This is a genomic window from Micromonospora sp. ATA51 (assembly GCF_016802855.1).
Classification (GTDB): domain Bacteria; phylum Actinomycetota; class Actinomycetes; order Mycobacteriales; family Micromonosporaceae; genus Micromonospora; species Micromonospora sicca.
Genome location: NZ_JAEVHJ010000225.1, coordinates 1 through 11,081, shown reverse-complemented (window position 1 = coordinate 11,081; position 11,081 = coordinate 1). Strand labels below are relative to the sequence as shown.

The window sequence follows — 11,081 nt, the reverse complement described above, 5'->3', positions numbered from 1 at the left end:
GCTCGGCGCATCGCCGACGCCGGGTTCGCCGAACTGCGGCGGCAACTGGCCTACAAGACGGGATGGAATGGCGGGCGGCTGGTGGTGGCCGACCGGTGGTATCCGTCCTCGAAGACCTGCTCGAGCTGCGGCGTAGTGAGAGCCAAACTCGCCCTGTCCGAGCGCATCTACACCTGCACCCTGTGCGGCCTGGTCCTGGACCGGGATGTCAATGCCGCACGGAACCTGGCCGCCCTGGCGGTCACCGTCGCCGGGAGTGGCTCGGAGACGCGAAACGGACGTGGAGCCGACCGTAAGACCCCGCTCGCGGGGCCGGTGGCTGTGAAACGTCAACCCGGCACCGCCAAAGCGGGCAACACCGGGACCGTCCCACCGCAAGGTAGGACATCCAATCATGAGCACACCAACGCCTCATGAGAGGAAACGGATGTCATGCGGGCGACAGGGGAAGAAGCGGCATTTGGGGTGAATGTGGCCCACGCCCGCGCCGCGAACGACCATGATGAGCGCGTGGGCGCTCTCGTGACACTGGACCTGCCGGACGACTCGCCGATGCTCGGCCTGCCGTGGATCATCACCTTCGGCCCGCTCGGCGAAGCCGACGAGTGGGAGCCGGTGGTCTGCGGCCCGTACGAGCGGCCGCACGCGCTCGCCCTGGCCGAGGCGGTGGTCGCCGAGGAGCAGCTGATGGCGGTGGTCGAGCCGCTGCTGCCGGCGCTTTCGGCGGACGAGATCCGGGGCGAGATCGCCGCCGCGCAGATCGCCGCCGAGGACGAGGCCGCCCAGGTCGACCAGGCCGACCTCTACGGCGACTTCGAGGACGTCATCGACGAGGAGCTGGAGCTGGCCGCCGAGCAGGAGCCGGTGGCGGAGCCGCTCACCGCGCCGAGCGAGGCCGAGCTGCGCGCCGGGTTCGCCCGGATCGCGAAGCTGCTCACCAGCAAGGGTGGCTGACCGCGCTCAGCGGCGCGGAACGTCCCAGATGGACACCGGCGCCGCGGGAAGCGGACTCCCCGAGGCGCCGGCGCCACCTCACCCCCCACCACAAGGGGTCGGTAGGCCCAGCCGCCCGTCGGCGCGGGGCACAACAGACGACCAGGTCAATGGCGGGTTACCCGGCTCAGCGCCGTTCGAACCACGCAGCTGCGTCAACCGGCAGGACGTGTCCGTCGCCCCGCTCGGTGAGGTCGGCGCTGGCGACGACCGGCCGGCCGTACCCGGCGATCGTGACCTCGGCGCCGCTGATGTTGACCACGCAGGTCAGCACGGTGTCCCCGGCGGCCCGGTGGAACGCCAGCACGCCGGGCTCGGCCTCCAGCCAGGTGACGCCGCCGGTGGTGCCGGCCAGCGCCGGGTGTTCGTGCCGGATCCGCAGCGCCGCGCGGTAGAGCTCCAGCGTGGAGCCGGGCACGCCGGCCTGGGCGGCCACCGAGAGGGCACGCCAGGTCGCCGGGGCCGGCAGCCAGCTCAGCTCGCTGCCCTCCGGGCCGAAGCCGTACGGGGCCAGCTCGCCGGTCCACGGGATCGGCACCCGGCAGCCGTCCCGGCTCTCCCCGGTCCGCAGGAACGCCGGGTCCTGGCGCAGCTCGTCGGGGAGGTCCAGCACCTCCGGCAGGCCCAGCTCCTCGCCCTGGTAGACGTACGCGCAGCCGGGCAGGGCCAGCATCAGCAGGGCGGCCGCCCGGGCGCGGCGCAGCCCGACCTCGCCGTCGCCGTACCGGGTGACGTGCCGCTGCCGGTCGTGGTTGGAGAGGACCCAGGTGGTCGGGGCGCCGACGATGGTCGACTCGGCCAGTGCGGTGTCGATCACCTTGCGGAACGAGTCGGCCGACCAGGTGGCGTCGAGGAAGTCGAAGCTGAATGCCTGGTGCAGCTCGTCCGGGCCGATGTAGCGGGCCAGCCGCTGCGGGGTCTCCGCCCAGGCCTCGGCCACCGCCATCCGGCCGCCCGGGTAGCTGTCCAGGATCGGCCGCCAGGCGCGGTAGATGTCGTGCACCTCGTCCTGGTCGAAGTAGGGCAGCCGGCCCTTGCCGAGCAGCTCGGACTGGCGCTGGCCGGTGGTCATCGAGTTGAAGCCGACGTCCGGCAGGCCCTCGGCCTTGATCATGCCGTGGGCGACGTCGATCCGGAACCCGTCCACGCCCCGGTCGAGCCAGAAGCGGAGCACGTCCTCGAACTCGGCGCGCACCTCGGGGTGGCGCCAGTTCAGGTCCGGCTGGGCCGGGTCGAACAGGTGCAGGTACCACTGGCCGTCCGCCACCCGGGTCCAGGCCGGGCCGCCGAAGATGCTCTCCCAGTCGTTCGGAGGCAGCTCGCCGGACTCGCCCTTGCCGTCGGCGAAGAGGTAGCGCGCGCGCTCGGCCGAGCCGGGGCCGGCGGCCAGGGCCGCGGCGAACCACGGGTGCGCGCTGGACGTGTGGTTGGGGACCAGGTCCACGATGATCCGCAGGCCCAGGGCGTGCGCGTCGGTGATCATCGCGTCGAAGTCGGTGAGCGAGCCGAAGAGCGGGTCGACGTCGCGGTAGTCGGCGACGTCGTAGCCGGCGTCGATCTGCGGCGAGGTGTAGAAGGGGGTCAGCCAGAGCGCGTCCACCCCGAGGTCGCGCAGGTACGGCAGGCGCTCCCGGATGCCCTGGAGGTCACCGACGCCGTCGCCGTTGGCGTCGGCGAAGCTGCGGACGTAGACCTGGTAGACGACCGCGGATCGCCACCAGTCGTCGTCGGAGGTCAGCGGCGTGGGGTTGGTGGCGGCGGTCATCGGTGACGATCCCCGTTCTCTGGCGCGGGACGGCGGCACGCCGCGCGGGCGTGGATGGTGGGCGCGTTTGCCTGAGCAGAATGCCGCGCCGGCGTTGCAAGAGTCAAGCATTCCTTGCGCAAGGAATGACGCCCGGTGGGCGAGTTGCGGCACATCTCGGCGTCCCGGCGGCCGGGCGGGCCGACCCGCCGCGCATTGCGGAAGGGCGACGGGCCGGGTCGGTCAGGCCGGGACGGCCAGGGCGGGGGGCGTCGGGCGCTGCGGCGTCGGCGCGGGCGTGGCCCCGGGCTGGCGGACCACCGCGGTGGAGCCGCGGACCACCAGTTCCGGACGGAACAGGTACTCCGAGTGCGGCGCACCGTGCCCGTTGATCTCGTCGACCAGGGCCCGGACCGCGGCCACCGCCATGGCCGCGACCGGCTGGCGCATGGTGGTCAGCGGCGGGTCGGTGAAGGCCATCAGCGGGGAGTCGTCGTAGCCGACCACGGAGACGTCGCCGGGGACGGTCAGCCCGCGCTGCCGGGCGGCCCGGATCGCGCCGAGCGCCATCAGGTCGGAGCCGCACACGATGCCGGTGACGCCGCGCTCGATCAGCCGGCCGGCGGCCGCCTCGCCGCCCTCGACGCCGAAGAGGGAGAGCTCGGCCAGCTCGTCCAGCTCGCCCTCGGGCACGCCGGCCAGCCGGGGCATCGCCGCCCGGAAGCCGGCCACCCGGCGCCGCACCGGCACGAACCGGTCCGGGCCGGTGATCAGGCCGATCCGCCGGTGGCCGAGCGCGACCAGGTGGGCCACCGCCAGCTCGGTGGCCTCCCGGTCGTCGCAGGAGACGAAGGGGGCGGCGATCCCGGGCGCGTACCCGTTGATCATGACCACGGGCAGCGGCCGGGCGATCAGCGCGCGGTACCGGTCGTGGTTGGCGGCGGTGTCGGCGTGCAGGCCGGAGACGAAGACGATCCCGGAGACCTGCCGGTCCAGCAGCATCTCGACGTACTCGTCCTCGGTGACCCCGCCGGGCGTCTGGGTGCAGAGCACCGGAGTGAAGCCGCTCTGGGCCAGCGTCGACTCGATGACCTGGGCGAACGCCGGGAAGATCGGGTTCTCCAGCTCGGGCACGACGAGGCCCACCAGCCCGGCGCTGCGCTTGCGCAGCCGGGCGGGGCGCTCGTAGCCGAGCACATCGAGGGCGGTCAGGACGGCCTGCCGGGTCTCGGGGGCCACGCCGGGGCGGTCGTTGAGCACCCGCGACACCGTGGCCTCGCTGACTTCGGCCTGTTGGGCGATGTCGGACAGTCGAGCGCGCATGGCGGCACTTTAGCTCAAGGGCAAGTTCTTGCGTACTCTCCTGCAATCCCTTCCATTCCCTGCAACCTCTTGCTAACGTCCCCGCAACACGGGACAGCAGCGGCGCGGCAGCCTCGCGCCGGTTGGCAAGAACTTTCCGACGTTTCCACTGGCGGGTCGCCCCTCCCCCGGCGGGCCGCCACAACGACAGGAGTACCGATGCGCATCCGTACCGCGGGTGTGGTCGCCGTTCTCGGTCTGGCGCTCGCCGCGTCCGGCTGCGGCGACAACAGCAAGGACGAGCCGGCCGCCAAGGAATCCCCCAAGGCCGCCAGCGGCAAGCTCGTCATCTGGGCCGACGACAAGCGGACCGCCGCCCTCAAGCCGTTCGCCGAGGAGTTCGGCAAGGAGAACGGCGTGACCGTCGAGGTGCAGGCCGTCTCCAAGGACCTGCAGACCAACTTCGTCACCGCCTCGCAGCAGGGCAGCGGCCCGGACGTCGTGGTGGGCGCGCACGACTGGATCGGCAACCTGGTGCAGAACGGCGCCATCGACCCGGTGCAGCTCGCCGCCGAGCAGAAGAGCGGCTTCAACGAGACCGCGATCAAGGCCGTCACCTTCAACGGCCAGCTCTACGGCGTCCCCTACGCCACCGAGAACGTCGCCCTCATCCGCAACACGGAGCTCGCCCCCGAGGCCCCGAAGACGATCGAGGACCTGGTCGCCGCCGGCAAGAAGCTGAAGGCCGAGAAGAAGGCCAGCGAGATCCTCTGCCTCCAGTCCGGCCAGAACGGCGACGCGTACCACGTCTACCCGCTGTACACCTCGGGCGGTGGCTACCTCTTCGGCACCACGGCCAACGGCGACTACGACCCCAAGGACCTGGGCGTGGGCAAGCCGGAGTCGATCGCGGCCTTCCAGAAGATCGCGAAGCTGGGTGAGAAGGGCGAGGGTGCGCTGAAGCGCTCCATCACCGGCGAGAACTCCATCGCCACCTTCACCGGCAAGAAGTGCGCCTTCCTGGTCTCCGGCCCGTGGGCCATCGCCGACGCCAAGAAGGCCGGCATCAAGTACGACATCTCCCCGGTCCCCGGCTTCGCCGGTGGCAAGGAGACCCAGCCGTTCGTGGGCGTCCAGGCGTTCTACGTCGCCGCCAAGGGCAAGAACAAGGCCCTGGCCCAGGAGTTCGTCACCAACTACGTGACCAAGCCCGAGCTGGCCGTCGCCCTGTACCAGGCCGAGCCGCGCCCGCCGGCGCTGACCGCCGCCTTCGACCAGGTCAAGGGCACCGACCCGGACCTGGCCAAGTTCTCCGAGGCCGGCAGGAACGGCCAGGTGCTCCCGGCGATCCCGGCCATGGCCGCGATCTGGGACCCGTTCGGCAAGGCGGAGGCCGCCGTCATCGGTGGCGCCGACCCGGCCAAGACGATCACCGCCGCCGGCAAGACCATCGCGGGTCAGATCAAGTAATGAGCACGTCGCTGTCCGGCCCGGAACCTGCCACGCAGGCTCCGGGCCGGGAGCCCGTTCGCTCCGGGCTCCCGCGCAAGTCCCGTACCGCGCGGAACCACGCGCCGATCACCGCGACCGGCCTCGTCGTCAAGGTGGTCCTGCTCGGCCTGGTGGCCGGGATCGCGATCTGGGCGGCCTTCCCGCTCATCGAGGCCGAGCTGTGGGTCGGGCTGGCCATCCTGGCGGTCACCACCGCCGGTCTGTGCTACCTCTACCTGACCCGCCGGCACATCCCGGCGAAGTACCTGGTCCCCGGCACGCTCTTCCTGATCGCCTTCCAGGTCTTCCCGGTGCTCTACACCGCCAGCACCGCCTTTACCAACTTCGGCGACGGCCACCGGGGCAGCAAGGACGACGCGATCGTCGCGATCCAGAGCTCCTCGGTGAAGCAGGTCCCCGGCTCCACCGAGTACTCCCTCTCCATCGCCACCAAGGGCGACCCGACCGCCGGCCCGCTGGTCTTCCTGCTCACCGACCCGAGGACCAGGGAGGTCTCCGCCGGTGACGCGGCCGGGGTGCGCAGGCTCGACGCCGGCCAGATCACCGTCAGCCCGACCGGCAAGGTCACCGCCGCCGACGGCTACACCATCCTCAACTTCGGCCAGGCGAGCGCCCGCAGCCCCGAGATCACCGACCTGGTGGTGCCGACCTCCGGCGGCGCGATCCGGTCCAACGGCCTGTCCCGCGCCTACGAGGGCAAGGCCATCCGGGCGTACGACGCGGGCTGCGACTGCGTCAAGGACAGCGAGACCGGCAAGACCTGGACCGCCGACGAGGCGACCGGCTCCTTCGTCGCCGCCGACGGCGAGCGGCTGGCCCAGGGCTGGCAGGTCAACGTCGGGCTGCGGAACTTCAACCGGGTGCTGACCGACCCGAACATCTCCGGGCCGTTCTTCGGGACGCTGGTGTGGAACTTCGCCTTCGCGATCGGCTCCACCGGCCTCACCTTCCTCCTCGGCATGGCCATCGCGCTCGCCCTGCACTCGCCCCGGATGAAGGGCACCAACCTCTACCGGGTGCTGCTGATCCTCCCGTACGCCATGCCGTCGTTCGCGATGCTGCTGGTCTGGCGGGACATGTTCAACACCGACTTCGGCCTGGTCAACAACCTGTTCGGGCTCGGGGTCGACTGGTTCGGCGAGACCTGGTCCGCCCGCGCCGCGGTGCTGCTGGTGCAGCTCTGGCTGGGTTACCCGTACATGTTCCTGGTGGCCACCGGCGCGTTGCAGGCGATCCCGCGCGAGCTGACCGAGGCCACCTCGGTCGACGGGGCCTCACCCTGGCAGACGTTCCGGGCGGTCACCCTGCCGCTGCTGCTGGTCGCGCTCTCCCCGCTGCTGATCGCGTCGTTCGCGTACAACTTCAACAACTTCAACGCGATCTACCTGACCACGGAGGGTGGCCCGTTCCCGGCCGACAATCCGACCGTCGGGGCGACGGACCTGTTGATCACGTACACGTACCGCCTGGCCTTCGGCGCCCAGGGCGCCCAGTTCGGCTTCGCGGCGGCGATCTCGATCTTCATCTTCGCGATCGTGGCGACCGTGTCGGCCATCAGCTTCCGGCGTACGCGCAAGCAGGAGGAGGTGTACTCGTGACCTCACTCACCGGTACCCCGGTCGCGACCGGCGGCGCTCCGGCCGCGAACCGGAACGCCAAGGGCAGGCGGAAGAGCCGCTGGTTCCGCCAGGTCGGCTGGCGGCACCTGGTCGCCGTGCTGGCGGTGGCGTTCAGCCTCTTCCCGATCCTGTTCGTGCTCTCCGCGGCGCTCAACCCGCGCGGCACCCTCTCCTCCACCGACCTGGTGCCGACCGGTGGGGTGTCGCTCGAGAACTTCGCCAACCTGTTCGACCGGACCGCGTTCGCCCACTGGTTCGTCAACTCGCTGCTCATCGCCGGGCTGGCCGCGTTCTTGTCGATCTTCCTCTCGGCGATGGCGGCGTACGCCTTCTCCCGGATGCGCTTCTCCGGCCGCCGGGTCGGGCTGCTGTCGCTGCTGCTGATCCAGATGTTCCCGCAGTTCCTGGCGATCGTGGCGATCTTCCTGATCTTCACCACGATGACCGATCTGTGGCCGACGATCGGCTTCAACACTCCCTGGGGGCTGATGCTGCTCTACCTCGGTGGGGCGCTCGGCGTGAACACCTGGCTGATGAAGGGCTTCTACGACACGCTGCCCCGGGAGCTGGACGAGTCGGCCACGATGGACGGCGCCACGCACGCCCAGGTCTTCTTCCGGATCATGCTGCCGTTGGTGGCGCCGATCCTGGCGGTGACCGCGCTGCTGTCGTTCATCGGCACCATCAACGAGTTCCTGATCGCCAACGTGTTCCTCACCAACACCGAGTCGAAGACCCTCGCGGTCGGCATGTTCGGCCTGGTGGCCGGTGAGCGCAACAACAACTTCGGGATGTTCGCGGCGGGCACCCTGCTCACCGCCGTCCCCACGGTGCTGGTGTTCCAGCTTCTCCAGCGCTACATCGTCTCCGGCCTCACGGCGGGAGCAGTCAAGGGATAAATCGGATAGGTGGCCGCTCGCCGTCGTGCGTGAGGAGAGTGGCGCCACTCCGCACGCGTGCCGCCGGGTTACCGGCGGGCGCCCCACGCGAGCTGCGCGGCAAGGGCGTCGGCGTCCGACGTACACCGGAGCAGTCACGGGCTGGCCGCCGCGGCCGGGAGACCGGCCGCGGCGGGCGACCCCTCTCTCCCCGTCCGACCGACGCGAAAGGTCCCGCCATGTCCCTGCAGCCGCACCACGACGGATCCGCCCGGTACGTCCCGGAGCAGGACCCCGCGCTCGGGCAGACCGTGCCGGTCTTCGTCCGGGTCCCCGAGGACGCCGACGTACGCCAGGTGCACGTCCGGACCACCGGCGACGGTGAGCCGCGCTTCGCCGAGGCCACCGTGGACCGCACCGCGGGCGGCGACGTGTGGTGGCGGGCCGACGTCGAGGTCCGCAACCCAATCAGCAACTACCGGTTCATGCTCTCCGGCCGGAAGGGCTACCGCTGGCTGAACGCCGCCGGCCTGGTCGACCACGACGTGCCGGACAGCGGCGACTTCAAGCTGGTCAGCTACGCCCCGCCGCCGGCCTGGGCCCGGGACGCGGTGATCTACCAGATCTTCCCGGACCGGTTCGCCCGCTCCGGCGCCGCCGACGGCCGGACCGCGCCGGACTGGGCCATCCCCTGCGACTGGGACACCCCCGTCATCGGGCGCGGGCCGGAGACGCCGTACCAGTTCTACGGCGGCGACCTGGACGGCATCACCGAGCGGCTGGACCACCTGGACCGGCTCGGCGTGAACACCGTCTACCTCACCCCGATCTTCCCGGCCCGCTCCAACCACCGGTACGACGCGGCGAGCTTCGACACCGTCGACCCGCTGCTCGGCGGCGACGCCGCGCTGGCCCGGCTCGCCGACGCGGTCCACGCCCGAGGCTGGCGGCTGCTCGGCGACATCACCAGCAACCACACCGGTGAGGCGCACGAGTGGTTCACCCGGGCCGCCTCCGACGTGCACGCACCCGAGCGGGAGCTGTACTACTTCGACGAGGCCACCGGCGACTACGAGTCGTGGAACGGGGTCAAGTCGCTGCCCAAGCTGAACTGGGGCAGCGCCGAGCTGCGTCGCCGCTTCGCCACCGACCCGGATTCGCTGCTGCGTCGCTGGCTGCGCCCGCCGTACGCCCTGGACGGCTGGCGGGTGGACGTGGCCAACATGACCGGCCGCCGGGGCGCGGACGCGTACACCCACGAGGTGGCGCGGCTGCTGCGCGAGGTGGTCGCCGACACCCGGCCCGACGGGCTGCTGCTCGCCGAGCACGGCCACGACCACACCGGTGACCTGGACCGGGACGGCTGGCACGGCACGATGAACTACGTCGGGTTCACCGACCCGGTCTGGTCCTGGTTGCGGCACGGTGCCGCCCCGGTGCCGAACTTCCTCGGCACTCCCGGCGGGGTGGCCCGGCGGGACGCGGGTGCGGTGCTGGCCACCATGAACACCTACCGGTCGCTGATCTCCTGGCGGGCGTACGTGCACTCGTGGCAGCTGCTCGGCTCGCACGACTCGGCCCGGATCCGGACCGTGGTCGGCGACGCCGCCCGGCAGGAGGTAGCGGCCGGCCTGCTCGCCACGATGCCGGGCACCCCGGTGATCTTCGCGGGGGACGAGCTGGGGCTGACCGGCACCAACGGGGAGGGGTCGCGTACCCCGATGCCGTGGCGCCGGCCGGAGAGCTGGGACCAGCGGACCTTCGCCGCGTACCGGTCGCTGCTGGCGCTGCGCCGCGGCGAGCGGGCGCTGCGCCACGGCGGCCTGCGCTGGGTGCACGCGGACGCGGACACCCTGGTCTTCCTGCGGGAGGCGCCCACCGGCTCGGTGCTGGTGCTGGCCCGCCGCGCGCCCGGCGCCCCGGTCCGCCTGACCGGCCTGCCCGCCGGCGAGAACGTCCACGGCGACGCCCCCCGCCCTGCGCCCCGACCCCGACGGCGCGGTCACCCTCCCCGCCGACGGCCCCACCTTCCAGGTCTGGCGCCTTACCTGACCCCGGTCGTTCCCGCGATCTTGCGCTTTGGGCCCACGTTCCGCGGCTTTCATGCCTTTCGTCCGGGCGCAATCTGCAAGATCGCGGGGGCTCAGCGGGCGGCCGGGCGAGGAGGGTTCGGACGCCGGCCAGGTAGGTGTGGCGGTCGGGGGCGCCGGTCAGGATGCGTTGCATGAAGTAGCCGGGGACCAGGGCGAACAGGGCTGCGCCGACCGCCTCCGGGTCGGCGTCGGCGGGCACCTCGCCGACCTGCTGGGCCCGCCGGACCAGCGCGGCGAAGTGCCGGCGGAAGCCGGCGTAGGTGGCCTTCACGAACTCGGCGAGGGCCGGGTCGCGCTGCGTCTCGCTCCATACCTGGATGGCCAGCGGGAGCACGCCGTCGGGCCCGGCCTGGGTGTCGACGTACGACAGCGCGCGGTCCAGCGCCTCCACCAGCGGCAGCGGCGGTTCGACCGCGACCAACTCGGCGAAGACCTCGTCCGCCCCGCCGATCACGGACTGGGCGATCGACGTGATCAGGTCGTTCTTGCTGGGGAAGTAGCGGTAGACGGCGCCGACGGAGAGCCCGGCCTCGGCGATCACGTCCTGCATCGAGGTGTTGTGGAAGCCGTCGCGCAGGAAGCAGCGCCGGGCCGCGTCGAGGATCTGCTGGCGGCGGGCGGCGAGGTGTTCGTCCGATACGCGTGGCACGAGCAAAGTATAAAGCGAACGTTCGTTCTTGACGGCGGGGCGATAGAAGGGGCAGTCTGCCATTAAAGAGAACGAGCGTTCGTTTTAGGAGTTGACATGGAAGCCGTCCGTACCCGGTCGCCCTGGTTGCTGGCCGTCCTGCTCGCCGCCCTGGCGGTGGTGGCGCAGGCCCTGCTCGTACCCCTCTTCGCGGCGCCGCCAGGCCCACCTGGCGGCCGCGCGACCTGCCGGTCGCCGTCCGCCGGGCCGGCGGCCGCGACCGCCGAACTGGCCGGCCGCGTCGCCGCCGCC

At 71.6% G+C, this 11,081-nt stretch carries 8 protein-coding genes and 2 pseudogenes; 7 read left to right on the top strand and 3 right to left on the bottom strand.

The genetic code is table 11. The annotated features are described in order from the left end of the window. A partial coding sequence (locus JNW87_RS27040) for a transposase (protein WP_238454655.1) occupies positions 1 to 417 on the top strand: 417 nt, incomplete at its 5' end. Positions 418 to 510: 93 nt separating this feature from the next. Beyond that, the gene (locus JNW87_RS27035; protein ID WP_109804665.1) at positions 511 to 954 is read left to right on the top strand and encodes a hypothetical protein; all 444 of its coding nucleotides are present in this window, start codon (positions 511 to 513) and stop codon (positions 952 to 954) included. A 166-nt stretch (positions 955 to 1,120) separates the two neighbouring features. Here the strand turns inward: JNW87_RS27035 and JNW87_RS27030 are convergent, their stop codons facing one another. Together JNW87_RS27030 and JNW87_RS27025 are read right to left on the bottom strand one after the other, a co-directional pair. Continuing rightward, positions 1,121 to 2,758: a glycoside hydrolase family 13 protein gene (locus JNW87_RS27030; protein ID WP_109804664.1), complete on the bottom strand. Its 1,638-nt coding sequence runs from the start codon at positions 2,756 to 2,758 to the stop codon at positions 1,121 to 1,123. Positions 2,759 to 2,980: 222 nt separating this feature from the next. Next, positions 2,981 to 4,060, bottom strand: coding sequence for a LacI family DNA-binding transcriptional regulator (locus JNW87_RS27025; RefSeq protein WP_109804663.1), 1,080 nt, complete (start codon positions 4,058 to 4,060; stop codon positions 2,981 to 2,983). Positions 4,061 to 4,258: 198 nt separating this feature from the next. Here JNW87_RS27025 and JNW87_RS27020 point away from each other — a divergent pair, with 198 nt between their 5' ends. The 4 genes from JNW87_RS27020 to JNW87_RS27005 all read left to right on the top strand — a co-directional run bounded on the left by JNW87_RS27020 (position 4,259) and on the right by JNW87_RS27005 (position 10,276). Then, positions 4,259 to 5,509: a maltose ABC transporter substrate-binding protein gene (locus JNW87_RS27020; protein ID WP_109804662.1), complete on the top strand. Its 1,251-nt coding sequence runs from the start codon at positions 4,259 to 4,261 to the stop codon at positions 5,507 to 5,509. Further along, a complete protein-coding gene (locus JNW87_RS27015) occupies positions 5,509 to 7,149 on the top strand; it encodes an ABC transporter permease subunit (RefSeq protein ID WP_109804661.1) in 1,641 nt (546 codons plus the stop codon). The genes JNW87_RS27020 and JNW87_RS27015 overlap by 1 nt, the downstream gene beginning before the upstream one ends. Next, positions 7,146 to 8,069: a sugar ABC transporter permease gene (locus tag JNW87_RS27010; RefSeq protein WP_109804660.1), complete on the top strand. Its 924-nt coding sequence runs from the start codon at positions 7,146 to 7,148 to the stop codon at positions 8,067 to 8,069. Before JNW87_RS27015 ends, JNW87_RS27010 begins: the two co-directional genes overlap by 4 nt. 218 nt (positions 8,070 to 8,287) lie before the next feature. Next, entirely contained in the window at positions 8,288 to 10,276 is a 1,989-nt protein-coding gene (locus tag JNW87_RS27005; RefSeq protein WP_238454654.1) for a glycoside hydrolase family 13 protein, read from the top strand. On the opposite strand, the pseudogene JNW87_RS27000 reads toward JNW87_RS27005, so the two are convergent. Continuing rightward, positions 10,263 to 10,691: pseudogene (locus tag JNW87_RS27000) on the bottom strand (TetR/AcrR family transcriptional regulator); the annotation flags it as partial. The gene JNW87_RS27005 and the pseudogene JNW87_RS27000 overlap by 14 nt on opposite strands. 195 nt (positions 10,692 to 10,886) lie before the next feature. On the opposite strand from JNW87_RS27000, the pseudogene JNW87_RS26995 reads away from it, so the two are divergent. Then, positions 10,887 to 11,081: pseudogene (locus JNW87_RS26995) on the top strand (hypothetical protein); the annotation flags it as partial.